The sequence below is a fragment of the Mucilaginibacter sp. OAE612 genome (genome assembly GCF_041806395.1).
In the GTDB taxonomy this organism is placed as follows: Bacteria; Bacteroidota; Bacteroidia; order Sphingobacteriales; family Sphingobacteriaceae; genus Mucilaginibacter; species Mucilaginibacter rubeus.
In genome coordinates, this window is the sequence record NZ_JBGMUW010000001.1 from 3,158,317 (window position 1) to 3,183,898 (window position 25,582).

26 protein-coding genes are annotated in these 25,582 nt (G+C 44.7%); 7 read left to right on the forward strand and 19 right to left on the reverse strand.

The genetic code is table 11. The features are described 5' to 3' along the window. Positions 1–4: 4 nt before the first annotated feature. The 12 genes from ABID99_RS13080 to ABID99_RS13135 form a co-directional block, all read right to left on the reverse strand. Complete coding sequence (locus ABID99_RS13080) at positions 5–424, reverse strand: nitrous oxide reductase accessory protein NosL (protein ID WP_175489926.1); 420 nt, start codon at positions 422–424, stop codon at positions 5–7. After that, the gene (locus ABID99_RS13085; protein WP_217633107.1) at positions 360–989 is read right to left on the reverse strand and encodes a hypothetical protein; all 630 of its coding nucleotides are present in this window, start codon (positions 987–989) and stop codon (positions 360–362) included. The genes ABID99_RS13080 and ABID99_RS13085 overlap by 65 nt, the downstream gene beginning before the upstream one ends. Before the next feature lie 53 nt (positions 990–1,042). Next, positions 1,043–3,019: a Sec-dependent nitrous-oxide reductase gene (gene nosZ, locus ABID99_RS13090; protein ID WP_090525217.1), complete on the reverse strand. Its 1,977-nt coding sequence runs from the start codon at positions 3,017–3,019 to the stop codon at positions 1,043–1,045. 20 nt (positions 3,020–3,039) lie between these two features. Further along, the gene (locus ABID99_RS13095) at positions 3,040–3,546 is read right to left on the reverse strand and encodes a cytochrome c family protein (RefSeq protein WP_229701493.1); all 507 of its coding nucleotides are present in this window, start codon (positions 3,544–3,546) and stop codon (positions 3,040–3,042) included. Between the two features lie 358 nt (positions 3,547–3,904). Further along, positions 3,905–4,114 carry an Rrf2 family transcriptional regulator gene (locus tag ABID99_RS13100; protein ID WP_254780056.1) on the reverse strand — a complete coding sequence of 70 codons (210 nt, stop codon included), beginning with the start codon at positions 4,112–4,114 and terminating at the stop codon, positions 3,905–3,907. 85 nt (positions 4,115–4,199) lie between these two features. Then, the gene (gene ric, locus ABID99_RS13105) at positions 4,200–5,162 is read right to left on the reverse strand and encodes an iron-sulfur cluster repair di-iron protein (protein WP_090525215.1); all 963 of its coding nucleotides are present in this window, start codon (positions 5,160–5,162) and stop codon (positions 4,200–4,202) included. Between the two features lie 233 nt (positions 5,163–5,395). Beyond that, positions 5,396–5,764 (reverse strand): response regulator, encoded by a 369-nt coding sequence (locus ABID99_RS13110; RefSeq protein ID WP_090525213.1) that lies wholly within the window; start codon positions 5,762–5,764, stop codon positions 5,396–5,398. Positions 5,765–5,805: 41 nt separating this feature from the next. Further along, positions 5,806–7,017 (reverse strand): hypothetical protein, encoded by a 1,212-nt coding sequence (locus ABID99_RS13115; protein ID WP_090525211.1) that lies wholly within the window; start codon positions 7,015–7,017, stop codon positions 5,806–5,808. Next, the gene (locus tag ABID99_RS13120; RefSeq protein WP_373613959.1) at positions 7,017–7,238 is read right to left on the reverse strand and encodes a metal-sulfur cluster assembly factor; all 222 of its coding nucleotides are present in this window, start codon (positions 7,236–7,238) and stop codon (positions 7,017–7,019) included. The genes ABID99_RS13115 and ABID99_RS13120 overlap by 1 nt, the downstream gene beginning before the upstream one ends. After that, positions 7,213–7,350: an iron-sulfur cluster assembly protein gene (locus ABID99_RS13125; protein ID WP_373613960.1), complete on the reverse strand. Its 138-nt coding sequence runs from the start codon at positions 7,348–7,350 to the stop codon at positions 7,213–7,215. The genes ABID99_RS13120 and ABID99_RS13125 overlap by 26 nt, the downstream gene beginning before the upstream one ends. Then, on the reverse strand, positions 7,343–8,629 hold the full coding sequence (locus tag ABID99_RS13130) for a hypothetical protein (protein ID WP_139159927.1): 1,287 nt from the start codon (positions 8,627–8,629) through the stop codon (positions 7,343–7,345). Before ABID99_RS13130 ends, ABID99_RS13125 begins: the two co-directional genes overlap by 8 nt. Before the next feature lie 2 nt (positions 8,630–8,631). Continuing rightward, positions 8,632–9,447 (reverse strand): DUF2249 domain-containing protein, encoded by an 816-nt coding sequence (locus tag ABID99_RS13135; protein WP_373613961.1) that lies wholly within the window; start codon positions 9,445–9,447, stop codon positions 8,632–8,634. 489 nt (positions 9,448–9,936) lie between these two features. Here ABID99_RS13135 and ABID99_RS13140 point away from each other — a divergent pair, with 489 nt between their 5' ends. After that, positions 9,937–10,749 (forward strand): universal stress protein, encoded by an 813-nt coding sequence (locus ABID99_RS13140; protein ID WP_373613962.1) that lies wholly within the window; start codon positions 9,937–9,939, stop codon positions 10,747–10,749. A 48-nt stretch (positions 10,750–10,797) separates the two neighbouring features. Here the strand turns inward: ABID99_RS13140 and ABID99_RS13145 are convergent, their stop codons facing one another. Genes ABID99_RS13145 through ABID99_RS13155 form a run of 3 tightly spaced genes read right to left on the reverse strand, consistent with a single transcriptional unit; the run spans position 10,798 to position 14,528 of the window. Then, positions 10,798–12,009, reverse strand: coding sequence for an acetate/propionate family kinase (locus ABID99_RS13145; protein ID WP_373613963.1), 1,212 nt, complete (start codon positions 12,007–12,009; stop codon positions 10,798–10,800). Between the two features lie 8 nt (positions 12,010–12,017). After that, positions 12,018–14,123: a phosphate acetyltransferase gene (gene pta / locus ABID99_RS13150; protein WP_373613964.1), complete on the reverse strand. Its 2,106-nt coding sequence runs from the start codon at positions 14,121–14,123 to the stop codon at positions 12,018–12,020. Positions 14,124–14,153: 30 nt separating this feature from the next. Then, positions 14,154–14,528: a hypothetical protein gene (locus ABID99_RS13155; protein ID WP_090525198.1), complete on the reverse strand. Its 375-nt coding sequence runs from the start codon at positions 14,526–14,528 to the stop codon at positions 14,154–14,156. 36 nt (positions 14,529–14,564) lie between these two features. Between ABID99_RS13155 and ABID99_RS13160 the strand changes: the two genes are divergently transcribed. Then, positions 14,565–14,690, forward strand: a complete 126-nt coding sequence (locus ABID99_RS13160) for a hypothetical protein (protein WP_255485223.1) — start codon at positions 14,565–14,567, stop codon at positions 14,688–14,690. A gap of 52 nt (positions 14,691–14,742) precedes the next feature. Here ABID99_RS13160 and ABID99_RS13165 read toward each other — a convergent pair whose 3' ends face one another. Next, positions 14,743–15,204 (reverse strand): DUF3659 domain-containing protein, encoded by a 462-nt coding sequence (locus ABID99_RS13165; protein ID WP_373613965.1) that lies wholly within the window; start codon positions 15,202–15,204, stop codon positions 14,743–14,745. Between the two features lie 196 nt (positions 15,205–15,400). Here ABID99_RS13165 and ABID99_RS13170 point away from each other — a divergent pair, with 196 nt between their 5' ends. The 4 genes from ABID99_RS13170 (at position 15,401) to ABID99_RS13185 (ending at position 20,769) form a co-directional block, all read left to right on the forward strand. Further along, positions 15,401–15,799 (forward strand): hypothetical protein, encoded by a 399-nt coding sequence (locus ABID99_RS13170; protein ID WP_090525192.1) that lies wholly within the window; start codon positions 15,401–15,403, stop codon positions 15,797–15,799. Between the two features lie 128 nt (positions 15,800–15,927). Further along, the gene (locus ABID99_RS13175; protein ID WP_373613966.1) at positions 15,928–16,431 is read left to right on the forward strand and encodes a DUF3347 domain-containing protein; all 504 of its coding nucleotides are present in this window, start codon (positions 15,928–15,930) and stop codon (positions 16,429–16,431) included. A 43-nt stretch (positions 16,432–16,474) separates the two neighbouring features. Further along, positions 16,475–18,667, forward strand: a complete 2,193-nt coding sequence (locus ABID99_RS13180) for a multicopper oxidase domain-containing protein (RefSeq protein ID WP_090525188.1) — start codon at positions 16,475–16,477, stop codon at positions 18,665–18,667. 38 nt (positions 18,668–18,705) lie between these two features. Then, positions 18,706–20,769, forward strand: a complete 2,064-nt coding sequence (locus tag ABID99_RS13185; RefSeq protein ID WP_373613967.1) for a copper-translocating P-type ATPase — start codon at positions 18,706–18,708, stop codon at positions 20,767–20,769. A 14-nt stretch (positions 20,770–20,783) separates the two neighbouring features. On the opposite strand, the gene ABID99_RS13190 is transcribed toward ABID99_RS13185, so the two are convergent. Continuing rightward, positions 20,784–21,476, reverse strand: coding sequence for a hemerythrin domain-containing protein (locus ABID99_RS13190; protein WP_090525184.1), 693 nt, complete (start codon positions 21,474–21,476; stop codon positions 20,784–20,786). Between the two features lie 234 nt (positions 21,477–21,710). After that, positions 21,711–22,982, reverse strand: a complete 1,272-nt coding sequence (hemA, locus tag ABID99_RS13195) for a glutamyl-tRNA reductase (protein ID WP_373613968.1) — start codon at positions 22,980–22,982, stop codon at positions 21,711–21,713. A gap of 395 nt (positions 22,983–23,377) precedes the next feature. On the opposite strand from hemA, the gene ABID99_RS13200 reads away from it, so the two are divergent. Continuing rightward, a complete protein-coding gene (locus tag ABID99_RS13200) occupies positions 23,378–23,830 on the forward strand; it encodes a pyridoxamine 5'-phosphate oxidase family protein (RefSeq protein ID WP_090525181.1) in 453 nt (150 codons plus the stop codon). Positions 23,831–24,061: 231 nt separating this feature from the next. On the opposite strand, the gene ABID99_RS13205 is transcribed toward ABID99_RS13200, so the two are convergent. Further along, positions 24,062–25,582, reverse strand: a complete 1,521-nt coding sequence (locus ABID99_RS13205) for a RagB/SusD family nutrient uptake outer membrane protein (protein WP_373613969.1) — start codon at positions 25,580–25,582, stop codon at positions 24,062–24,064.

Here is a 25,582-nt window from a genome sequence, read left to right on the forward strand (position 1 = left end):
TCTTTTATTTAACAAGTTCATTCCAGGTCAGCAGTTTCCCGTTTCCAAGAAAGGTTTTCGCCTCTTGTTCGGAAGCAAGGGCCGCGAGGTTACCGCCCATCGGAGAACTGATCTTTTGGTCATGTATATAGGCACATTTGCGGGCATCCATAAGTGTACCGCCTGACTTGTAGTTTACAACAAGGTAAGTATCTGCATCGCCAAACTGCCCACGTTTTTCGCTGATGTAACCCAGCATACACTCTGCAGAATCGAACTTATAAATCTTGCCTTTGGAAGTTACGATCTCTGCACCGAACTTACGGTCCATAATTGTCATCATACAGTGTACGCAGGCATCTTTTCCATATTGCAGGGCCTCAGGCTTTTGACTGCAGGCGGTGATCCAAAGTGCCAGCAGCACGATCATTCCTCTCTTTTTCATTTCTTTTACCATTTCTTATTTCGATGTATAATGTAGCGGCGGTAATTATTCCGGCCAGGCCGATCAGCATCCCCCCCGTAGCAGGAAAAGACCCTGCCAGGAAGTTCAGAAGTTGTTTATACCCAATCAGCGGAGGTTGATAATACATGCCTTCAACTTTAATGGCTGCATGAGGATCAAGATTGTGCCCATAGTTGTATTCCCATAGGTAAAAATCAATAAATCCGGCGGCGGCAAAAACGATCATCAGCGCCAGCAAGCCAATCAGCAGTTTTCTGCTGCCTTTTACTGAAGCAATCGACCCGATCAGGATTAGTAACCCGAACACATAGGGGGCAATCTTAAATTCGGCAAAGTTCTGCGGGTCGATATGCTGCATGCCGATATAATGGTTAAGCCCATTGATCTGCAGCACGTTTCCTGTGATACCATTCAGCCATATATCCATACTCAGGCCCTCAGGGTATTGTGGTGCGGACAAGGTAATCTCCCATAAAGGAAGAAAATACGCTGTTAGCAGCAGCACCATGGCTGCAGCTATTGCTATTCTTGAACCGGTTTTCATATTATTGGTATTAATGGGAGGACACAGGGCCCTCCCGTTGAATAAAAGATCTATTACCTTGCCGCGAGGTTTTCTCCCAGGTGGAAAGTAAGTGGTACGTTTAAGCCTTTAGGCGATACCCTAAAGTAACCAGACATCTCCTGGTGCAATGCAGAGCAGAAGTCGGTACAATAGAATGGGAAAATACCAGTCCGGTCAGGTGTCCATTTCAGTGTGGCGGTCTCGCCCGGCATGATCAATAATTCTGAGTTATTGGAACCTTTGATGGCAAAGCCGTGCGGAACGTCCCAGTCCTGCTCCAGATTGGTCACATGCACATACACATCATCACCCTGATTTATGCCTTCTATATTGTCCGGGGCCAGGTGAGACCGGATAGCAGTCATGTATACATCCACCCGGTTGCCTTTTCTTACTACGCGGGCTTCTTTCTCTGATTTGGCAGCGTATGGATTATCATTCTCTTCCAGTTTAAAAAACTTCACAGAATTTTTCTCTATTTTCTCCGCCGGTATGGTCTGTGCATAGTGCGGCTCACCAATGGTCGGGAAGTCAAGCAATAGTTTCATCTTGTTGCCGGTAATGTCAATCAACTGGGCAGATTGCGTTAGCTCAGGACCGGTGGGCAGATAACGGTCTTTGGTGATCTTGTTCAATGCAATCACATATTTACCATATGGATGCCTGGAATCGCCGCCCGGTACAGAAAGGTGGCCAATAGAATAATAAGTTGGAATACGATCGATGATCTCACGTGTGTCCACTTTCCATTTTACAATCTCTGAAGACACGAACATGGACGTATAAGCATAACCTTTACCGTCAAATTCGGTATGCAGCGGACCTAAACCCGGCTTTTGCACTTCACCTTCCAATACAGTATTATATTTCAATACCGGAATACCGTCAAAGTCCCCTTCAAATTGTTTTTGGTCAATAGCACCAAGCATCTTCTTAAACGAAAATACAGGAATCACCGCGGCCAGTTTACCGCTGGCTACAAAGTATTCGCCGTTGGGTTCCACGTCAACACCGTGAGGTGATTTTGGGCAGGGAATATAATAGATTAGTCCCGGATAATCTTTTACATCCAGCATGGTCACGTCGTTTTCCATGGTTGAAGTAGCTGAGTGGGTGCGCTCGTTATAGAGATTATGCGCGTATTTAGCAGGCGCTTTATGCCCCTTGCCCTGGGCCACCAACTCTTCTGCTTTTTTCCAGTTCACCGCCATGATAAAGTCCTTATCACGTTGACTGGCATTAACTTCAAGTAAGGTATTAGCTTGCTCTGTATTATAACAGGTAAAGAAGATCCAATCATGTGAGGGGCCTTTGCCGGCATGTGCCAGGTCATAGTTAAAGCCAGGAACAATCAATTGAAAGGCAATGTTCATGCGGCCCGTGTTCTTATCTACCTTGATAAAAGTCGCGGCACCTTTGAACTTCTTTTTGAAATCACCTATCGATACATCCTTATCTCCATCAAGCGGTACGCTAAAACGAGTGTTACCTACTATATACTCGGTATTTTCTGTACAAAATGGAGAGGCGTGGTTACCGGCAACGTTTGGTAACTCCAGAATTTCTTCCGTTTTGAAAGTTGCCAGGTTGAGACGGGCAATGCGTGGCGTGTTATTACCGTTGATAAAAAGCCAGCGGCCATCATCTTCGCCATTGGTTTTGGAAAATTCAGGATGGTGCGTGTCGTCCCAGGGCACAAATCCGTGCGAGGTGTTGAGCATTGGTTTGGTCTCTTCTGAGTAGCCATAACCATTTTCCGGGTTCTGGGAAAACACAGGTATCACTTTAAGCAACCTGCCGGAAGGAATGCCATACGCTGCAATCTGGCCGCTGAAGCCACCGGAAGCGAACATGTACAATTCATCATGCTTGCCGGGCGCTACGTATACTTTTTTGGCAGCATCTTCATCGGTGGCTGCCTGCCCCGTTTTACCTGCTTTACAACCGCTGGCAATGGCAATCGCCCCCAGTCCCGCTAACAACAGGGTAGTTTGTGTAATTCGTTTCATGGTTTAAACATATAAAGAGGTTATTGATCGTTTTTTCTCAAATACTCAAGTATCTGTCGGGTTTCATCGTCACTTACATTCTGAAAACTCATCTGAGTCAGATATTTTGCTAAAAGTGCTTTACCCACGGGGTCTTTTTGTTCCATTTCTACCGGATTGGTGATCTGGTTCATGATCCATTCCGGCGTACGGCGTTTGGTTACCCCTTTCAGACCGGGCCCAACCACCTTCTGATCGGTGATCTGGTGACAGGCGGAGCACTTGGCAGTAAAAACTCCTTTGCCTTTGTCGGCCATTGCATTGTCAATTGTGCCGATCTCCACGCTTGTGAATTTACCTACGCCCTTGCTGTCACTTTTGGCGGCGGGGTCAACATCTGCTGAAGATGCGGCCGAACTATTTTCGGCATTGGCAGCCGGAGCAGATTCCGTTGCCTGTTTATCACCCCCATTGGAAGGGCCGCAAGCGGCCAAAAGGGCCATACCTCCTATAAAGGCGGCCCGGATAAAGCTGGTTGAAATTTTCATTATTTTCATATTTATAATACTTCGAAATTGCTTTATTAATCTTGACTATTTCATGATTCAAATCATGTTTTTTTAGTGATATATCTCATTTAAATAGCATTTTATATGATATATAATATATCTATATAGCTTCTGCCCCAAAGCACCCCTATAAATAAAGACATTTTTATCTTTTATTATTTTAAACTTGTCCCCTCCTGTTTGTTGAATAATTTTTTTTTATTTTAAAACGAACTTATTTTGCTGGTAATCGCTTACCAGGTCTCGAAGGGATTTTTTGTTAAATTCGAGGAGCAGTTGTGTCCGTACCGTCTTGATTTCGTCATGCACCGGACAAGGCTTCGTGTCGGAACAGTTTTTAAGTCCAAGTATGCAGGCATTGAATAGCCCGGATAATATCAATCAGGTAAACCTTGGCGGAGTTTTCAATATAAAAACCACCGTGCGGACCTTTGCTGGAGGAAATGACGCGCTTTCGGGATAACCCCTGCAGGATCCTGGCAGTGAAATGGACAGGTGCACCTATCGCTTCAGCGACCTCTGAGATGCCGGTCTTTTCTTTGGTCAAGGTCTTATAACCAACATATACTGCCGCCCTGATGGCATATTCACATGATTTAGATAATAACACTACTATCCTTTCAACTTAAAACCTATAATTGAGAATTATCTTTTAACTGCTGTTCGAGTTGAACCGACTTCGGAAACAAAATATTATTTTCGAGGTGTACATGTGTGTGCAGGTCATTTTCAAACTCCTGCAACTTTTGGAAAAGGATACGATACGAGGTACAGGCATCTTCCGGAAGCGTATAGTTATTTGTCATTTGCCTGATCTCTTCGAGTTCTTCTCCCGCTCCTTCGTGCTCCATCTCCATCATTTGAATGGGATTCATAACCCCTCCAAACGGCGCCGGCAACACAGCGGTACCTAATTCCCGGGCTGTCACCATATCCCTGATATAAGGAAAAAGGATGCGCTCCTCTTTAATCATGTGCATGCTCAGTTCCTGTGCCACCGTAGCGAATACGTTAGCCACCCTAACCAGTTCGGGGTGTTTGTCCCCATGTACACGCGCCACTTTTGTTGCAAGTTCACCAATAAAGGGAATATTGTCACGTACATATTTATGATGGACATTTACTACGTAGTCACTTAAAAAATCAAGAGCCCAGTCCTGAAAATTATGCGCATTTACATATTCTCCGTTATCCGCCGACTGCAGTGCGAGCTTCACTTCTTCAACGGCAAGCCCTTTTTTCACGCAGGCTTCTGTTAATGTTTTTTTGCCGCCGCAGCAGAAATCAATGCCGAGTTTTTTGAAAACCATCGCCTTCCTATAGTCTTTAGCAACAATCTCACCAATTGTCTCTTCCTGGTTATGCGGGTTCTTTTTACCAATCAGAACCCTCCAAACCTCCGGGCCGCTCATCAGATATTCCCAGTTAAAGATCTGTCCGCGCTCTGCCAGCAACTGATAATAAAGCGGTTTGGGGTCATGATCATTGTGAATGATCAATTCCTCACCGCCGGTCAGTTCATCGAATCTCTTAAAAATAGTGGGATGTTTTAGTTTTGGTTCAATGACCGTTACATCCAAAATTTGTGTTTCCATTTGTTATTAATTTAATAGAAGACAAATTTATCCTTTATTATTGTTCTTGTATATTTTAGGCTGTTCTTTTTTCGTAAATGTGATAACAATCAATTTTTAAAGCGCAAAAGTGACCGCGCTCATTAGCTACGGCTGAAACTTTGAAAAGCATTGCCGTAAATTCAGTAAAAAATAGTCATGGCACGTTAACCCGATATTTGAGGCAAATTACCGGGCGTTCAACCGAAGAGAAATCAGATTATGTCCAGGCACTTCCGGATACAGTTGATAAGCTCAGCTTCGTCATATGGTTTAATGAGATAGTTTTGTATTCCCATCACTTTTGCTATGTCCTGGTCCCTCTTTTCGGAAAGTGCAGTGGTAAAGATAAAGGGGATGTTTTTTTTAAGGGAATCCTGTTGAAGCTGATTGAACACATCGTATCCACTAATACCCGGCATAACTACATCCGAAATAATCAAGTCCGGGTGTAAATCAGTTAGGTCCAATCCTGCCTCGCCGCAGTCGGCAACCAGCACTTCGAAACCGTAAAGCTCCAGCAGCTCTGCTGCGTTTTCCCGAATGTCCTGGTTGTCTTCGATTAGGAGAACTTTGTTTTTCATATCCGGCGTGTTAATCCAAAAATAAATATTTGAATCTGATTTTATACGCTAACTGCCTCGCTTTTTTTTGAACTACCTAAAATTAGCAGCCCAAAATAGCCGACCCCGCATAGCAGCAACAGTATGGATAGCAACAATAATTGGGGCTCGACATCCTGAACTATTATTCCGACAAGTTTTAAGGCGGGTTCAACAAATAATATCACGAGATATGCGAAAGTCAACACTATATAACTTCCGTTTATGATCTGCAATTTTTTTCCGGCGCCGAAAAAGCCGGCTTGCTTAAACTGATCGAGTATGACTGGTGTCACGATGCCCAATGTCAGCAAATGAATATAGCCAATGATGATATTACGGTCACTGAAAGCCCATCTGCCAATGACGGGAATACATACCAGGGTTTGGAAAACGGTTTTTAAGGTGATGGCCAAAAATGCAACTTTTAACAGCAAAGGCAGTTTCAGCAGCCGCGCTTTCCGACCCCGGCATATCATAAACCACGCGGTAAGATTACCCGTAGCCGCAATTCCGGCTATCAGAAAAACCCAACCGGCAGGGTTGCTCCACAAGGTAAAAATTAAATACAGCGGCAGGTTCGACCAGATTAATAGTTGATATACCCAACGCCGCGGATTGGTTGGGCACATATTAAAATAGGTGATTTCAACCAACGCAATGGCCGCCAACTGCATCCAGCCATTCAACTGAAAATGCAGGTAAACATAAATTGCATCCTGGTACACTGCCGTGCCTTTTAATCCCATAACCATAAGCGGCTCCAGGGCTAAAGGGCCCAGTGAGGAAAAGCAGAGAAAAAACAAAGCGCCAAGGGTCAATTGGCGCGCGCCTTTTGAAAGTTGCCGTGTTTCCTTTAAACTTTTCAGGAACTGCCGGGTAAAATAATAAGTACTTAAAATAAAAAACGTCGAAAAAATAATAGAGACTGTTTTGTAGCCCTGAAAGGAGAAACTAACCAGCATGCCATAAGCACTTACGAGTGTTGCATTAAGGGCATACAGGAACTTCCGGCGTCTTTGAACAGGCGAAACCCGTCCGGCCAATAGCATGGCCAATCCAAGAAAGGCCCACCCGGCAAAAGCGAAATGCGAGTGAGCATGCAGCAAAAAAATATAGTTTAAATGAGGCACAAAGGCGATATGCATCAGCCTGAGCACCACGCCAAAAACAGCAAGCACCACAAAGCTGCCTCCTGCCCAATAATGATACCTGCCTTTACTTATCCAGTCCATTATCCCCACAACTGTTTTTTGCCTTCTTCGGTAATATTGTCAAAGCCCCATGCTGGTTCCCAGGTGAGTTGCACATCTATCTTGTAGTCCACAAATCTGGCTTGAAGGCAATTGGCCACCCCCTGCAAAATGGCTTCACCCACCGGGCAACTGGGTGACGATAAGGTCATTACCACCACCAGCATCCTCACTGTGCTATTTAGCCCTGATAGTATAAACAAGTCCCAAATCAATGATATTGACATGAAGTTCAGGGTCAATAATGGATCGTAAGCGCTCCCATGCTTCCATTTCTATGTAGGTATCAGGATCGGTAATGTCAAAGCTATGCATGGCCGGTTGTTTTTTTGTGGGTAAGGACCCTGGTTAAATTTAAAAGATAGCAAAGCGCCGTTAACAGCAGGCAACCTGAGGCAATACGCGCAGGCGCAGCCAGGCCGGATAACGCCATAGTGATCATGGATAATATAAAACCGGTAAAGGCAATACCCTGGATGATCAGTAATTTTTGACTGTATAGATCCGAAGGTAAAGGCGTAGGTTCTTTGCCGGTGCCTGGGCCATAAATTTTTAGCCAAACCAGGAAAGGCAAAGTTTTAAACGCCTGCCCCAGGATCAGTAAAGAAAGCCAGCCCATTAGCACCAATAGCCCGTATAGTTTAGTAAGCGCAATGCCTTGTGCGGTATTTTGAACATGCGCGTTAATAATGAGCGGCTGTATCAGCAATGCAGCCAGCAGCAATATAAAAGACAACATAGTGTACATCATGGGCAAATCCAACTTTCTTTTCATTCTTGACCGGTAACACTGGATTAAATAAATGAAATATATGATAAACGCTGCAGCTGGAAGCAGTGCGATGAGATAGGTCCGGTTATTGATACCTTCCAGGTATGTATCAATCACAAATGCAAGCAGGCCGCCATTCAACAGATAATAAACCCAATCAAGCAGCCGCAAATTCTGTTTGCGGGACACCAAGAACATCGGTACCAATTTACTGCTTACCCCTATCACCAACAATAAAAACCAGCCTCCCATTCCCATATGCGCATGGAGCCTTAAAAACTGAAGGTGATCCTGTGGCAGAAAGGCGTAATGGAGGTTGAATACCAGCAAAACCCCAAGAACACCGGTGGCCAGCAACCAGATACAAGAAGTATTGATCATTTCCTGATGAATGTTCTCCTTTTTGTTCTTTAACCTTTTTCCAGTCAGAAAAATAACAATGGAAAAGCCAAGCATGCCGGTTAGCAGCAGCAGAGCCCCTCCCTGCATACATAAACCTGGTTCAAAACGCCAGAAAGAGCAAACCAACAGGACAAGCCCGCTCAAAAAAGCGACGAATGATAACCAGGGCAAACGATAGCCTGACAAACCTGTTTCAAGTATGACCGGTACCAGTTGATACGCTGCACCGAAAATAACCATGGTAACCCAGCCCAACGCGGCAAGATGGGTAATGGCTAATAATTTCGGCTGAAAATAGTGCCCGGCAAAATCTGCCGAGGCAAAGAAAAACAAGACGCCGATAAGCACAAAACAAACCGCTGAAGCCAGGTAGTGAGCCCTTACAATAGGGTATAATTCGGGATGCTGTTTAGTGATCATATTCATGGCCTATAGATAAACAGGATAACTGCTTCCGCTGTTTCCATGACGCGAAAGTCAAAACCTCTTTCTTTTAATACCGGGAGCAGATGAACTGGGACTTTTCGATGCCGGACATACAAGGCTTCAGTGGTCTTCAGCGTTTCCAGCTTGTCAAGGATCATAGTCATAGGCTTAGGCATTTGGAAAGGCCTGACATCCATAATGTGCAATTGATAGGCTTTCATAAGTTCCGTGAGCCCATCTGCTTCAACCGATAATTCCGATATATCCATTATAAGCTCATCAGGTTGGGCCTCTTTCTTTAGGAAATAAGTATTCACAAGTTCCGGTCCCGCGATGTCAATAAACGAACGGTATCCCTTATTTTCCAGGAGGTTGATTAACGGCACAGGTTCAAAAGTATTGATCACTTTAAGCACCTCGCCATTTTTAAGCCCGGCCGCCGTAGTAAGGATCATTTTTAAAGGGTCATTTCCTGCCGCCAAAATCGGTCTGACATCGAGGTCGATAATTTTATTAAAAGAAGCAGCAAGCGAAAGCGGTAACCTGTCAACTTCAACAGCTTCGTGCGCCGCTTTAAATCCAAGCGGTTTAAGGACGTCAAAAAATTCATTCAGCGAGCAGCCTGTTATCCTGCAAGCCTGAGCAACGGATACCCGTTTGGCTAAAACCTTTCTGAGCACAGGGTTTTTCAGCCGGTTAAAATTTTTATTGAGTTCGGTAAGTTTTTGGATTATCAGCTCTTCGTTATACTTCAGCAGATCACTTATTAGGCTATTAGCATTCAATACAATGTGTATTTCTGACGGTTCCATTTTTTTATGAGTTGATGGACAAATGTAAATAATAAAAGATAAAATTATCTTTTATTATTTAGAAAGGTGACGTAAAGATTACGTTTACCCTGCTGCGATATTTTTTGCGTCAGTCACCCATCGATCAAATGGCTGCCAACAATTGGTTTCCTGTTCTCTTTCTGCCCACATTATCTACGCTATTTTTAAAAAGCCCTATCTCCTAAAATAAACTTTTCAAAATGGCCCGGCGCTATGGCAGTTGATCTTCTCCCTGATTGCCTTCTGGTTTCCCTGCAGTTGTTAGTAATTGTGATCATTTTTTAAGCTGATCAACGTCATGTTGAAGTTTAAAGCCATTCTTGATCTTTGTTTTTAAGAAACCACCGATAAAAAAGCAAAACAGGTTGCACTGTATAACTGAGCTATTTATGGTACAAAGCGTCTTCTACTTTTACGAGCCCGTATTTAATGGTTTTATGAATATTAACAAAACAACCAGTCACCCATATGAAAACTATAATTGCTGCAACGGACTATTCGCCGGCTGCTGAAAACGCGGTAACCTATGCCGCCGCTTTGGCCAAACATTTCAACTACAGGCTCCTGCTTTTTAATGCCTTCAGCTTGTCCCTGCACGAATCGAATACGCTCCTGCCAGCTTCAACTGTAAGCGACCTGGAAGCAAAAAATCAAGACCGGCTTGCACAACAAGCAGCAATAACTGCACTGATTCACGACATCACTGTCAGTTGTGAAACCAGTTATACGCCGGTTACCGACGAATTACAAAACCTGGTAAAAAAGCACAATGCTTCGCTGGTAGTGCTTGGCATGGCCCCTGAAAGCCAGGAATGGGTTTTAGGCAATACAACTACAACTGCCATCAAAAATTTGGCTTTCCCTGTGCTGGTCGTCCCCATTGGCGCCCGGTTCAAAGGGTTAAAGAAAATCCTGCTGGCATGTGATGTGGCTAATGACCAGCCCGTACAGTTACTTTCCATGATTCGGAATGAAGTTATTGCTTTCGAATCGCCGGTGGAGATTTTTTATGTTAATAAAGAAGCAGCTGAAATAAAACCTGTTCAGGACACAGTACCGCATAATTTCCAGGCTGCTGGTATTGATTGTGTTTATAGAGAAACTAATTCAACTAAAATCGTTACCGAATTAAAAAAAGAGCTTATAACTTGTGGCGCCGAGTTGTTGATCATGATCCCCAAAAAGCACGGCTTCTGGTCTTCACTTCTTCACCGAAGTAAAACCCGCCAAATGGCTACCGGGCTGAACATACCGTTACTTGCTGTTCCGATGAGTTCATGAACTTAAGTAATGATCCCCAGAATTATAAAATATTTGCCTGGGGATCAGTTACCGCCCGGTGGTTTCACCGAGCAATTGCCTGCACTGCCGCGCAATTTCCAATTCTTCATTGGTGGGCACCACCAATATTCTGGCACGGGCAGCCGGTGCACTAAGATCACGAATCCCATTGCCTTTTTCCGAATTTTTTGCGTTATCCAGTTTAATGCCTAAAAAATCCATATTCCGGCAAACGAGGTCGCGTGCCAGGGCATCATTTTCACCAACCCCAGCCGTAAACACAATTGCATCAAGCCCGTTCATTGCAGCGGCATAAGCGCCAATAAATTTTTTAATCCGGTAGGCATACATCTCATAAGCAAGCTCCGCCCGGGCGTTCCCATTATTATAAAGCGCGCTGATATCCCGCATATCGTTATGACCGGTAAGCCCTTGCATGCCGCTTTGTTTGTTTAACAACGTAGTAAGCTGTTCTGTACTGTAATTTTCTTGTTCTGAAAGGTATAATAATACCGAGGCATCAATGCTTCCGCTTCTTGTTCCCATGATCAACCCATCAAGTGGAGTAAGCCCCATACTTGTATCCACGCTCTTTCCGCCGTTAACAGCGGCCATGCTGCAGCCATTACCAAGGTGAATGGTAATGAGTTTTGCATCTGTATGATTAAGATATTTCATTGCTTCACCACTAACATACTGATGACTTATGCCATGAAAGCCATAAACACGAATGCCGTGGTTTTTATAAAAAGAGTCGGGTATAGCATACCTAAAAGCTTTTTCGGGTAGCGATGTATGAAACGCGGTATCAAATACAGCAATCTGTACAGCCTGGGGGAAAATCTTTTCTGACACTTCGATACCCTTTATATGCCCCGGATTATGCAAAGGCGCCAGTGGGTACAGTGCTTTGATCTTGTCTTTTACCCCGGGCGTAATGACTGTGGTACCGGTAAGTTTTTCGCCGCCATGAACTACACGATGGCCAACCGCGCCCACTTGTCCCGAATCGCGGATCACCGCGATACCATCCCTGATGAGCAGTTCGCCCACAGCCTGCATGCCGGCTTCGTGATCGGGTACCTGTTGTTGAATGTACAACACTTTTTCTTCGTCATGATGCCTGTATTTATGAGTGACCAGCGCATCTGGCTGACCGATGCGTTCAACCAGGCCACTGCAAAGCGGGCTGCTTGAATCCTGAGAAAATAACTGGTATTTGATAGAGCTGCTGCCCGAATTGATAACAAATATTTCCATATGTAAAATTATAATGAGGCCGGGCTATCCTGACTTTGTATAGCAGTGATAATAACGGTATTAAAAACATCATCAACAGTGCAACCGCGGCTAAGGTCATTAACCGGTTTATTCAACCCCTGCAGCATCGGCCCAATGGCCAGGGCTCCCGTTTCCCGCTGTACCGCTTTGTAAGTGTTATTCCCGGTATTCAGATCAGGGAAGATCAATACGCTTGCTTTGCCGGCAACTTCTGAACCGGGCATTTTCTGGCTGCCAACTACCGGGTCTACAGCGGCATCATATTGTATAGGCCCTTCTACTTTAATATCGGGCCGTCTGTCACGCACCAATTGGGTAGCTCGCCTAACCTTTTCCACATCGGCACCTGAACCTGATGTACCCGATGAATATGAAAGCATTGCAACACGCGGTTCAATGCCAAAACGCAGGCTGTTATCTGCCGACGAGATAGCTATTTCTGCCAGTTCTTCGGCAGTAGGGTCGGGATTTACCGCGCAATCGCCAAATACAGAAACACGGTCGGCCAGGCACATAAAAAAAACAGATGACACCGTAGAGATGCCCGGCTTTGTTTTGATAAACTGCAGGGCGGGGCGTATGGTATGCTGAGTGGTATGAACGGCCCCGGAAACCATTCCGTCGGCATGCCCTTTATAAACCATCATCGTTCCAAAATAAGATACATCCGTCATGAGGTCCCTCGCCATTTCGAGGGTTACGTTTTTACTTTTACGCAGCTCATACAGTGTTTGAACATAATCTTCGTAATGAGGCGAACTGGCCGGGGGTATAACGGTTACCTTATTGAGATCAAGGTCAATGCCCAACCGTTTCACCGACGCGGCTATTTCTGCAGGATCGCCAAGCAGGATGATGTTAACCAACTGCTGGGCAATCAGCCTTGCGCTCGCCTGCAGGATGCGGTCGTCATTCCCTTCGGGCAGTACAATTGTTTTGCGTTCCCGCTTAGCCCATTGAGTGAGCTGGTATTGAAACATGTGCGGCGTCATCACATTGGAATGATATGTTACCAGCATTTTATCAAGGGCGGCGATATCTATATAACGGTTAAATGTTTCTGTAGCAAGCCGTATTTTTTTAGTATTATCCGCTGTAATACGGGCTTTAACCGCTGCCACCTGGTTAGTTGTTTCAAAAGTGCCTGACCCGACAGCGAGGATAGGGACAACGTTCTGCAATCCTTCAATCAACCTCATCACTGGTTCTTCCGGAATTGCGCCTGCCGTAAGTATAATGCCGGCCACGCGGGGATAACTGGCAGATTGATTGGCTTGCAACGAGCTGATGACAATATCTCCCCTGTCGCCAGGTGTAACGATCAAAACATTCTCCTTCAGATAATTCAAAAAATTGGGCACCTGCATGGCGCCGGTCACAAAGTTATCAACCTGGTTTCCGAGGTGTTCACTACCAAACAGCAACCTGCCGTCCAACTTTTCAAAAATATCGTGAACAGTTGGGTTTTCCAGGCCCGGATCAGCGGGTATAACCGCGATAAGTATATTTTCAGACAATTGCGCACGCAGCAATTGTTGTACATCTGCAGCCTGATCGGCCTGTACCCTGTTGACAACAACCGCTAATACCTGAATATCCTGCGCCTGGTAAGCCTGCTTGAAATTCAGCGCATCCTGAACAATTCCGGCAGTGGTTTTCCCCACGCCCGATACAAGGAGTAAGACGGGGGAGTTCAGATTTTTGGCGATGAGCCGGTTAGTTTCAAACTCAAATGCCGTTCCCTGCCCTTCAAAATCACTCCCTTCAACTACTGTAAAATCGCACGTCGCTTCTAAGGCCTTAAACCGTGCGATAATCGCGTCGATCATGTCGCCCTGGTGCTGATCTTTGATCTGCTGCATAGCCCCCTGCCGGGTAAATACATAGGTATCCCGATAAGTTTGCGGTAGTTGAAAATGTGCCAAAACCGTTTCAATATGGGTATCTGGCTGCTCTTCCGGGCCAAACGGTATAATGGGTTTCAAATAACCTATCTTTTGTGCCCGGCCAAGCAGCATAGCCACCAGGCCCAATACAATAACTGATTTGCCGCTATAGGGTTCGGCCGAAGTGATATAAATACTTTTTGTCAAAACCTTTATAAATTAAGTTTTCTTGTGGAACTAAGCAGCCCGCCTTATGCCTGTAAACGCCAATTTAAGGTCCTTCATTGCCAATAAAGCACCCCCTACCCTGATCTGTAAACTGATAAAGTCATCTATCAGCGATAACCCGATCACAGCTCCCGGAACAACGATCAATTGTTCTATTTTGTTTATGAAATGAAGAATATCTTTATGCAGGTCATGTTGCTCAAGCATAGCGGAGTGCAGCCCTTCTTCCATATGCCTGGCCGGGCTTTTTTCGCCAGCCAGCAGTTTTGTTAAAAAGGCATGCTCATTATCCATGAAGGCCAGGTCTGCCAGCCATTGTTTACCAGTGAGGTAAATTTCCTGAAGTTCAAATTCCAGTTCGGTGTCTTCGATAAGTGCTTCCATCGTTTGAATATTTTATAGTACAAATATCGTTGCCGGATGAAATCTGATAAGGGTAAACAATCAAAAACAAAAATGATCTCCGTCATATTTAACTACGGGCTGAGCAGGATAGTGGGGATACAACCCTCGCTTAAAAACAACAACTATGAAAGTGCTGATTAGCAGCTTTGAATTAGCAAACAGAAAAGGGAGTATGTTGTGATACTCCCTTTAATTAATGCACCGGGTGTGGCGTATTTTTCTTTTTCAGCCAGAAACAATGCGCGGCGCATGCATGCAGTTTATAATTTTTGTGTGTCGTGCCAAGGTTATGTCCTGCGGGATCAAGGATTTCGCATTCTTCGGCGTCCTTATCCTTAACTTTAAGTACGGTTTCACCCTCATTATTAAAATAAAAACCGTCTTTCCTTGCTTTGCCCAATTTATTGCCCTTGGCATCGATCACGTTACCGTCCCGGTCGATAAAATAAACCTTGTTGCCCTGGGCATCTTTTACGATATCATCTTTGCTGGTATACCCGAGCAGCGTACCGCCGTGATCATGGATTTCACCTTTTTTATTAATATGAATTTCGCTGGCAGGAACACTCTTAGGTTCTGTTTGCGCAAATGCAGGTACGCTATTCCATAATAGCGCAGCTGTAATAAACAAAATAGCTGTGATTAGTTTTTTCATGATTGTTTTTTTTTCCAAAGTACCGGCATTTAAAAAAGCAAATCATTGATCATCAGCATGTAAAAAAGTAATGGTTATCATTTATTGCAAGGATGGTTTATTCTATGTTTGGAAGGTGATCTATCCCAAAAAAACATAAAAAGAAAAAGAAATTCTATAAACAACACTTTACTAATTTGCTCATATTTGTACCGTGATGAAGAAACTGTTCGTAACTTTTTTAGCTGTGCTGTACCTCGGGGTTTCTTCGGGTGCAACATTGCATTATCAGTACTGCATGGGCAGGCTGGTCAAAGTTGCGTTGTGGCATGATGAGCAGGGCAAAAAATGCAATACTTGCGGTATGAACTACCATGGCAAGGCTGCAAAAAAATGCTGTACAGATAAACACCAGCAACTGAAATCGGAAAAGAGCAGCTCACTTACGTACAGCCAGATTGGCCTGGGCACAAGCCCCGCATTGTTGGTTATACCGCTTTTCGGGTTAGTGCCTTACAATTACCTGCCGCTGAAAATTAGTCATCCGGTTGGCCAGTCACCGCCGCTTGTCACTACCCTACCTGTTTTTTTACGCAACTGCACATTCCGCATTTGATTTTCCTTTTGCTTCAATCCGAAGCCCGGTAGCTTTTTTATGGCTACCCTGCAACCCTAAAACTTCTTTAATCTATAGTTTCCTGCTACGGCGGGAAATGATATTCATTACTTAATCATTTCTATATCATGAAAAAGATTCAAATTTTCGTTTTCGCCATCATCATGCTATTTGCTTTTAACCAGGTTAAAGCACAAAACACTTCATCCAAAGCGGATGTACTTTCGGCCTATTATGGCGTAAAAAACGCCCTGATCAGCGGCGACGCGTCTGCAACCAATGCCAAAGCCAAAATGTTGCTGGCTGCAATCAGTTCATTTCCGGTCGACAAGCTTTCAGCAGCCGATAAAACTACCTGGACAAAATATGCGGATAAGTTGCAGTTCGATGCCCGTCATATTTCGGAAAGCGATGACATCAAGCATCAGCGTGAACATTTTGCCAGCCTTTCAGAAAACATGTTCGCCGCCGTACAGGCAATTAAGCTGAACAATGCCCCTGTTTACCGCGATTATTGTCCGATGAAAAAATCATATTGGTTAAGTGAAACTGCCGCCATTCAAAACCCCTACTATGGCAATCAAATGTTAACCTGTGGCGCTGTAAAAGAAACTTTACCTGCAGCTAAGTAATTAAAGGGCCGGGGCATATACTCCGGCCTTATATTTTAATACTATGAAGAAGTTTATTTTATTGTTCCTTTTTTTGCTGCCTGTTGTCAGTTCCATTGCCCAACATTCGGGGATGAAAATGGAGTCTGCCGGTCAGAGCAAGCATCTTCCGTTTTTCACCAAAACAGGTAACCGGGAGATTTACCACTTATATATCAATGATACCACCGTTAACTATACCGGCAAACAGCGGCCGGCTATGGCTATAAATGGCAGTATCCCTGCACCCGAACTGGAATTTACCGAAGGCGATACTGCCGAGATCTATGTGCACAATGAAATGATGATGGAAACCTCTATCCACTGGCACGGGCTGATCCTGCCCAACCGGTATGACGGTGTTTCCTATCTAACTACCACGCCCATCAAGGCTGGTGAAACGCACCTATTCAAATTTCCGCTGGTGCAGCACGGAACCTACTGGTACCACTCCCATACGATGACGCAGGAACAAAGCGGGCTGTACGGGGCATTTATCATTCATAAAAAACAGCCATCCCCTTTAAAGGAATATACCCTGCTGCTAAGCGACTGGACCGATGAAAACCCGGAACAGGTACAGCGCCGGCTCCATAATGCCACAGACTGGTATGCCATCCGTAAAGGCAGTACCCAAAATTATTTGCAGGCGATACAAACCGGACATTTCAAAACAAAGCTGGCCAATGAATGGAAACGCATGACGGCTATGGATGTAAGCGATGTTTACTACGACCGTTTTTTCAGCAATGGCAAGGCCGAAAACCAAGCTCCCGAATTTAAAGCCGGCGACAAGGTGAAACTGCGGGTAATTAACGGAAGTTCTTCTACCTATTTCTGGCTTGGCTGGGCGGGCGGCAAACTAAAAGTTGTTGCCAATGACGGCGAAGATGTTCAGCCTGTTGAGGTGGACCGGATGATCGTAGGCGTTGCAGAAACGTATGACCTGATAGTTACTATCCCTGCCGATGGCAGTTATGAGTTCCTGGCGACACCCGAAGATCGTACCAAATATACGTCGCTTTGGCTGGGCAGCGGTGCCAAACACGCCGCTAAAAAGCTGCCTAAGCTGAAATATTTTGACGGCATGAAAATGATGAATGATATGATGGATATGCACGGTAACATGAAGGAAATGGAAGGAATGAAGATGACTACCCAGGTAATGGACATGAACACCGTGATGTATCCCGAACTTGACAAAGGCAAGCCGCCGGTTACCCTGAACTATGGTATGCTGAAAGCCCTTCAACCGACAACGCTTCCAACCGGCCCTACCAAAGTGTTCAATTTTGAATTAACCGGTAACATGAACCGCTATGTCTGGACGATCAACAACAAAACCGTTTCGGAATCTGACAAGATCCTGATTAAGCGGGGAGAAAATGTTCGTATCATTCTCTATAACAATACCATGATGCGTCACCCTATGCACCTTCACGGGCATTATTTCAGGGTATTAAACGGACAGGGAGAATACTCGCCGCTGAAGAACACCCTGGATATTATGCCGATGGAAAGGGACACCATCGAATTCCGTGCCAGCGAAAGCGGCGACTGGTTTTTCCATTGTCATATCCTATACCATATGATGAGCGGTATGGGGCGGATCTTCAGTTACGAAAACTCGCCGCCTAACCCCGAAGTGCCCGACCCGGCAGCTGGATTTAAGAAAGTAGCTGCCGACGATCGTAAATACTATGCATCGGCCAAACTGGGGCTGGAAACAAACGGCAGCGATGGCAACGCGGCTTTAGCAAATACCCGCTGGAAATTTTCTACCATGTGGCACCTTGGAATAAACAATACCAAGGGATATGAGAGTGAAACGATGTTTGGAAGGTACTTTGGCCGTATGCAATGGCTGTATGCTTATGCAGGATTTGATTATCATTATAAAAAAACAAACGAACAGGAAAAAAACCTGTTCGGTCAGCTCAGCAATAAAAACAACCGGCATACGGTAGTTGCAGGTTTGGCCTACACTTTACCATTACTGTTTGTGGCCGATGCCCGTATTGATGGCAATGGCAAACTCAGGTTTCAACTTGGCCGGGAGGATATTGCATTGACCAGCAGGCTCCGGTTTTCTATAACAGGCAATACCGATAAAGAATATAGCACCGGACTGCGCTATATCGTTAATAAGAATTTTTCTTTCTCCAGCCACTATGACAGTGATATGGGCTTAGGCGCCGGATTAACATTAACCTATTAGTAGTTATCAGTAAGTAAAGCTAATTAATACAAACGACTATGGAACATCAGCATCATGAACACCAGCACGAAATGCCTGAAATGAAAGGGCACCAGCATCCACAACATCAGGAAGAAAATGGTATGGGGCATGGAGACATGGGCCACGCCGGGCATGATCACGGAGCCATGATCGCTGATTTCCGTAAGCGTTTTTACGTAGTGCTAGCATTCACCCTACCTATATTGGCGCTATCGCCCATGATCCGACACTGGCTGCACCTGCAAATTGGTTTCCCGGGCGACCGGTATATACTTTTTGCGCTGTCGACGGCAGTTTTTCTTTATGGCGGCCGGCCTTTTCTGACCGGGTGGCTTTCGGAACTAAAGGCGAAAAACCCCGGAATGATGACCCTGATCGGTTTCGCCATATCCGTTGCTTACCTGTACAGTGCGGCTACCGTATTCGGGCTTAATGGCATGGATTTCTTTTGGGAACTGGACACGCTTATTCTCATTATGCTATTGGGACACTGGATCGAAATGAAATCGATAGCCGGCGCCTCGCGCGAGCTCGAATTGCTGGTCCAGCTCATGCCTTCAGCCGCGCACGTATTTAAAGGAGACATTACAGAGGACGTGAAAACGGAAAGCCTGAAAGAAAATGACCTGATCTTAATTAAACCAGGCGAAAAGGTACCCGCCGACGGTATGGTGGAAGATGGCGAGAGTTACCTGAATGAGTCCATGCTGACAGGGGAATCTGCCCCGGTGCAAAAAACAAAAGGCCAGCGAGTGATTGCCGGATCGGTGAACGGTAACGGTTCATTAAAAGTTCGTGTTACACATAGCGGTAAAGATTCCTATTTGTTCAAAGTCATCGATCTTGTCCGCGATGCGCAAAACGCTAAATCAAACACGCAGTTGTTAGCAGATAAAGCGGCCCGTTGGCTAACTATCATTGCGCTCTTAGCCGGTATAACTACATTCGTGGTATGGATTAGCCTGGGGCACGACCTGGCTTTTGCCATGGAGCGAATGGTGACCGTTATTGTGATCTGTTGCCCGCATGCGCTCGGCCTGGCTGTTCCCCTCGTGGTAGCTAAATCAACATCCTTATCGGCGCAACATGGCCTGTTGATCAAAAACAGGACTGCTTTTGAAAATGCACGAAAGATCACTTCTATTGTTTTTGATAAAACCGGCACCTTAACTAAAGGAAAATTTGAGGTATCCAGGACGGTGCTTACCGGAGGAGTATTGAAAAGCGAAGATGAATTACTTAGGCTGGCGGGGGCATTGGAAAGCAATTCAGAACATCCGATAGCCACAGGCATTTTAAGTGAAGTTAAAAAAAGAAAACTAACCCTTCCCGAAGTAACACAATTTAAAGCGATCACTGGTAAAGGCGTTGAAGCGGTTACAGAGCAAAAGCACATCAAAGTGGTCAGTCCCGGTTATCTGAAAGAAAATAGTATCGGCCTTCCGGCAAATTTCAAGGTGTCCAGTAACGAAACAGTGGTATTTGTATTGATCGATGAAAAACTTGCCGGGTTTGTTGCCCTTGGCGATGCCATCAGGGAGGAATCAAAGGGAGCGATAGCAACCCTCCACGAAAACGATATCAAGTCGATACTCCTGACCGGCGATAATAAGCAGGTTGCCGAAAGTGTTAGCACACAGCTGAAAATGGATGGTTTTTTTGCCGAAGTACTGCCGCATGAAAAACTGGAAAAGATCAAAGAATTACAGCAACAGGGCGAGTTTGTAGCAATGACAGGTGATGGTGTAAACGACGCCCCCGCACTTGCACAGGCCGACGTTGGCATTGCTGTTGGCTCGGGCAGTGACATTGCTGCCGAAACCGCCGGCATTGTGCTGGTGAACAGCAATCCTAAAGACATCGTTAACCTGATCCTGTTTGGTAAAGCCACCTACCGTAAAATGACACAGAACCTGGCCTGGGCAACAGGTTACAATGTGATAACCCTGCCACTGGCAGCAGGCGTTCTGTACAACCAGGGTATTATGGTGAGCCCGGCAATTGGCGCGGTACTCATGACAGTGAGCACGGTAGTGGTGGCTATTAATGCCAGCCTGTTATCGATAGGAAACAAAAAATAGTTGGCAATTTGCAGTTAGGTGCCTGGCGTGAACCGGGCCAGCTCATAAATACCTAAAGACTTTTCGATACCGGCCACTTTCTCAACCATGTCTTCAAACCCGTTTTTGCCAAACAGTTTATGTTCGTTATTTTCAAATTCCTCACCCAGCGCGTCATATTCATGATGGGATACGATCTTGCGGAAGGCGGGGAATAAAATGGTATCCTCGCGCGCTTCATGCGGGCGGTACATCCTGTTGAAATTATTCAACAAGGTAATAAGCTGCTGTTTTTCCGTATCGGTCAGGTTTTGAGACTTAGTTAATTGCATGAGCTCATCCGTGATAGTACGCCCAGCCTTATGCTGCGCCAGCAACGTTTGTACAAGATCAGTTAACTGGTTGGCCTTTTGAAAACGTGGGAACAGATAGTTTTCTTCCTGCTTTTCATGGTAATCCTCAACAAAGGTGCGAATAATGCCAGCCGAGTTTAACAATGCTTCCATCGGGAAACCCTGCTTATCTATTAGGAGGCCTTTGCAATGGTCATAAATGAGCAGCACCCGGTTCAGTAAACCGTGCTCCTGCATAAGATCCTCGGGTGGCGATACTTTTTGATCCTCCTCATCATCGTTGTCATTACAAGCTGATAACAATGTCAGCCCGGTTAGTGACCCAATGGCGGCTGTCTTAATAAAATCCCTGCGGTGTTGATTTGCGGTTTCCATAGCGAAGTCAGATAAGATGATGATCAATGACTAACAAAAATCGTACTGTATCAGGCAATACTGCAAAATATGTTTAGTAATAAAGGTACTATGATATTTTGAACGCCGGAAACCCTCTTTTTCTTATTCGCTATTTAATAATCTCTTTCATGCCCCGGTTATATTCAGGCAAAATTGATATTACTTCCGTTTATCCGATAACCTCAAACATCTGCCTTGGCTGTCTATTGTTATTTATATTAACGTTCGCTCAGGATTTAATATGTTGGTTGGTAAACCCGGGGGCGACATAAATTCATTTAAAGCCTCCAGGTAATGGCAGCCGGCTTTGTTAACGCCTTTTATTTTTCCCGCTGTTCCGTTTAATATTTGCTGTATTCTTTGTTCATCCGTGGAAGATACAAAGCCCGCAACGCAGCCGGCGGATTTAGATTGGCTTAAACAAATGGAGGTTAACTGTTTTTTAATGGCATTCACCACTATGCAGCTTTTTCGCAGTTCGCACCATTCAACAAACCTGTTGATGAAATGGTTGTTGATCTCTCGCGCGGCAATAACCTGACTTTGCCTTTTCTGAATAGTTTCACTGTTAACAAGCGAGAGTTCGTCAATATTAACCAGTTTAATGTGTGGTAATTCTGATGCTGCGGGTTCAACATTGTTGGGTATTGCCAAATCTATGATCAGTTTTTCACTGCAATATTCAAGATCAGCTTTAAAAATTACAGGCGTAGCGCAAGCTGTGGTTACAATAATAACATCTGCAAGAGAAATGAGCGTTGGCAAATCTGCTATATGGCCATAACTAACGTCCATTTCTTCGGCAAGCCGCTCTGCCTTATCAACAGTCCTGTTAACCAAAGTAATACGAACCTTTTGTCCCAGGTAATCTTTAATGTTTTTACATGTACGCTGCCCCATTTTACCTGCCCCTACAATCAAAATATTTGTCGCATCAGTATGATATTGCTTAATGGATTGCAGAGCTGCAAATGATACGGAAGTAGTTCCTTTGCTGAGGCCCGTTTGATTTTTGATCTGCTTTGAGGCTTGCAAAACAGTATTATATAGCTTTTCTAAAAAGGTATTGATAAAACCGCGGTCTTTCGCAAATCTTACAGCCTGTTTAAACTGCCCGATAATTTCATAGTCTCCAAGTATCTGTGAATCTAAACCAGCTGCAACGTTAAACATATGTTCAACCGCGCCAATGCCTTCCTTTTTATAGCAGTGACCCTTAAATTCTTTTATTTCGCCATTGGTAACACTGCATAACAGATTAACCAGTTCATTTGGCGTATTGGTTACTCCGTAGATTTCGGTACGGTTACATGTCGACAAGATAAATAATGAGCTAACGCCATAATTACCGGCCTCTTTCAATATGGCTTCATATTGCTCGTTTGAAATTGCAAAACGGCCTCTAAGCCGGGCGTCCGATTTTTTATAATTAATTCCGACCGCGTAAAAATTTTCGATCCCAGTTATGCTGCTCTTATTATTCACGCTTTTAAAACTTTAAATTGTATAACAGGGAAATGACCGTTCGTTTACTGGCGGCATAGCTTACCTCAACTACTTTCATAACATTATTTTTATGAGGTAAAGTTGCGATGTTCGGCAGGTTAAAATAGTGACGGCCGTCACTTATACAATTGATTGTACACCCGAAACCGGTCCAATTGATTAATAAAGCAACATAAAAAACAATCACAGGTAAATATCCCTGTGATTGCGATGATGTACAACAGCCGGCAGATCGGGATGCATAACATGTATCACAACATCAACAGCCCAAGGGATACTGACACAAATGTGACGGCGATCATGCCCTTAACTGACCGGCAGCATTTTGTTTAAACAGTGATGAGCTTAGCTTTGGTCAATTAATATTCGCCGTTATGTTAGGAAAATTGGAACAACCGGAAATTGAAGCGTTGCTTAGCCGGCAGGTAATCGGCCGTTTAGGGTGTCATGCCCAGGGCACCACGTATATCGTACCCGTTAACTATGTATACAAGAACGGCGTAATCTACGCGCATTCCGGTCCGGGAAAGAAAATTGAAATGATGCGAAAAAACCCTAAAGTTTGTTTTGAAGTTGATGATATAAAAAACATCTTTAGCTGGAAAAGTGTCATAGCCTGGGGTACATTTGAAGAAATTACAGACATAGCGGAACAAGAGCAGACAATGCAGTTACTGATCCACCGGGTTATGCCACTGGTGGAACATGCTACAGACCATCCCTCCCATGGTATAACCGCAAATGAGTATGATATTGGCGACAAGATCGACCTGATCGTCTATAAGATCAGGATAGACAAAGTCACCGGCAGGTTTGAACATCATTGAGCTGCATAAATATAATCAACACGTTAATCTTTAGACTTTGTGCATTCTGCTTTTAGCTTTTATATAAAGTACGGCATTATAGGGTCAAAGGCTTTTGGAATGGGTGAAACCCGACCTAAAAAGAATGAGCCCGATAAAATACCGGGCTCATCACATGATTAATTAAGACTGTTGTCCAGATTTTGGCATGCGCTTCTTGACAGGCCGCCTCTGGCGTTTAAGATCCGGTTGCTATTTGTAATCCGGATTTTGTATAAGTACGCCTCCGCTCTTGTCAATTTCTGTTTGAGGCAGAGGCCAATGGTAAAATTTATCCTCAAAATGATAATTGATAAGGCTGGTTTTTACCGCGTTAAGTACCGGGCCGGCAATATGCCATCTTAACAGATCATAGTGACGCAAGCCTTCGAAAGCAAGCTCAACACGGCGTTCGTGCCTGATGCGTTCACGCATCTGATCTTTGGTATACCCGGCCGGGTAAGCCGGCATATTTACCCTTGCGCGCAAATCGGCCATAGCTTTATAAACTGTTGCATCAGGGCCGGCAATTTCATTTTGAGCTTCTGCATACATCAGCATCACCTCACCTAAACGCAGTATAACCGCATCCTGCTGGCTAAGGGTTGAAAAGCCGTAAGGGATATTATTTGGTTCGAGGAATTTTATAATCCCATAGCCTGTAGGCCTCAAATTTGAAGGATGGTGAACCTTGCCAGGGCCAAAATAAACCGAATCGGCGTATACTGTTTTGGCCAGCCTTGGGTCGCGGTTTTTGAACTGATTTTTGGTATCGGTTAATGGCGAAGTGCCATATGGTTGTCCATCAGTACACTCGTAGGCATCTACCATATTTTGCATAGGCGCGCAGGCATCCCAGTCGCCGTAATACATGTCCCACGGAGCTGTGTTGTTTGGCGCAAGGAAGTTAACCGAAAACATGATCTCGGTATTATTTTTCTGGGTTGCATCCCTGAAAATATCCTCAAAGTTGGTACTCAGTTTGTATTGTCCCATCAAGTCCAAACAAAGGTTTCGTACCTGGGTTAGCATGGCGGCATCAGGCGTACCGGTGCTGCCAAATGCTGCAAATAACAAAACCCTTGCCTTTAATGCCTTTGCAGAGGACGCTGCTGCATGGCCGCCGTTAGCATAATAAGCTGCAGCGTTCAAATTGGCAATACCATAATCCAGGTCGGCAATGATCTGGGCAAGCACCTGCGCTGCAGGTACTTTAGGTTGCTTTTGATTGCTGAGGTTAAGCGGTTCCACAACCAATGGTACATCACCATAAATGCTATATAACTGGAAGTATAGAAAAGCCCGGATAAACCTTACTTCGCCTTCATACACCTTACGCTGGCTATCAGATATATCTGAACCTTTATAAGTACCTAAATTTTGCAAAAACAGGTTTACCCTTGCGATGCCGGTATAACTATCGTTATAAATGGCTGTTTCATAACCGCCGGTTGTAGGGTTAAAGTTGCCCTGTACAAAATCCTTGGCAGCTCCCGAATTAAACTGATTATAGCCGTTATCAGTAAAGCCATCCCTGAAGCCCATGCCATAGGAAAATTCTTCTGGCTGAAGGGAGGCGTAAACCGCTGCCAAAGCCGCGTCAAAGTCTGCTTTCGTTTTATAGAAAGTTGAAGTGGCTATCTGATCGTTGGGGTTTAGATCAAGAGCCTTTTTACATGCGCCTAAAAACAGCGATGCAATTAATATGATGGTTATTATAATTCGATTTTTCAT

Excerpts from the sequence above, each read along its gene's own strand:
- ABID99_RS13080 (WP_175489926.1), bottom strand. The coding sequence starts at position 424 with ATGAAAAAGAGAGGAATGATCGTGCTGCTGGCACTTTGGATCACCGCC.
- ABID99_RS13085 (WP_217633107.1), bottom strand. The coding sequence starts at position 989 with ATGAAAACCGGTTCAAGAATAGCAATAGCTGCAGCCATGGTGCTGCTG.
- nosZ (WP_090525217.1), bottom strand. The coding sequence starts at position 3,019 with ATGAAACGAATTACACAAACTACCCTGTTGTTAGCGGGACTGGGGGCG.
- ABID99_RS13095 (WP_229701493.1), bottom strand. The coding sequence starts at position 3,546 with ATGAAAATTTCAACCAGCTTTATCCGGGCCGCCTTTATAGGAGGTATG.
- ric (WP_090525215.1), bottom strand. The coding sequence starts at position 5,162 with ATGGAAACACAAATTTTGGATGTAACGGTCATTGAACCAAAACTAAAA.
- ABID99_RS13110 (WP_090525213.1), bottom strand. The coding sequence starts at position 5,764 with ATGAAAAACAAAGTTCTCCTAATCGAAGACAACCAGGACATTCGGGAA.
- ABID99_RS13115 (WP_090525211.1), bottom strand. The coding sequence starts at position 7,017 with ATGGACTGGATAAGTAAAGGCAGGTATCATTATTGGGCAGGAGGCAGC.
- ABID99_RS13125 (WP_373613960.1), bottom strand. The coding sequence starts at position 7,350 with ATGCATAGCTTTGACATTACCGATCCTGATACCTACATAGAAATGGAA.
- ABID99_RS13130 (WP_139159927.1), bottom strand. The coding sequence starts at position 8,629 with ATGATCACTAAACAGCATCCCGAATTATACCCTATTGTAAGGGCTCAC.
- ABID99_RS13135 (WP_373613961.1), bottom strand. The coding sequence starts at position 9,447 with ATGGAACCGTCAGAAATACACATTGTATTGAATGCTAATAGCCTAATA.
- ABID99_RS13140 (WP_373613962.1), top strand. The coding sequence starts at position 9,937 with ATGAAAACTATAATTGCTGCAACGGACTATTCGCCGGCTGCTGAAAAC.
- ABID99_RS13145 (WP_373613963.1), bottom strand. The coding sequence starts at position 12,009 with ATGGAAATATTTGTTATCAATTCGGGCAGCAGCTCTATCAAATACCAG.
- ABID99_RS13155 (WP_090525198.1), bottom strand. The coding sequence starts at position 14,528 with ATGGAAGCACTTATCGAAGACACCGAACTGGAATTTGAACTTCAGGAA.
- ABID99_RS13160 (WP_255485223.1), top strand. The coding sequence starts at position 14,565 with ATGAAATCTGATAAGGGTAAACAATCAAAAACAAAAATGATCTCCGTC.
- ABID99_RS13165 (WP_373613965.1), bottom strand. The coding sequence starts at position 15,204 with ATGAAAAAACTAATCACAGCTATTTTGTTTATTACAGCTGCGCTATTA.
- ABID99_RS13170 (WP_090525192.1), top strand. The coding sequence starts at position 15,401 with ATGAAGAAACTGTTCGTAACTTTTTTAGCTGTGCTGTACCTCGGGGTT.
- ABID99_RS13175 (WP_373613966.1), top strand. The coding sequence starts at position 15,928 with ATGAAAAAGATTCAAATTTTCGTTTTCGCCATCATCATGCTATTTGCT.
- ABID99_RS13180 (WP_090525188.1), top strand. The coding sequence starts at position 16,475 with ATGAAGAAGTTTATTTTATTGTTCCTTTTTTTGCTGCCTGTTGTCAGT.
- ABID99_RS13185 (WP_373613967.1), top strand. The coding sequence starts at position 18,706 with ATGGAACATCAGCATCATGAACACCAGCACGAAATGCCTGAAATGAAA.
- ABID99_RS13190 (WP_090525184.1), bottom strand. The coding sequence starts at position 21,476 with ATGGAAACCGCAAATCAACACCGCAGGGATTTTATTAAGACAGCCGCC.
- ABID99_RS13200 (WP_090525181.1), top strand. The coding sequence starts at position 23,378 with ATGTTAGGAAAATTGGAACAACCGGAAATTGAAGCGTTGCTTAGCCGG.
- ABID99_RS13205 (WP_373613969.1), bottom strand. The coding sequence starts at position 25,582 with ATGAAAAATCGAATTATAATAACCATCATATTAATTGCATCGCTGTTT.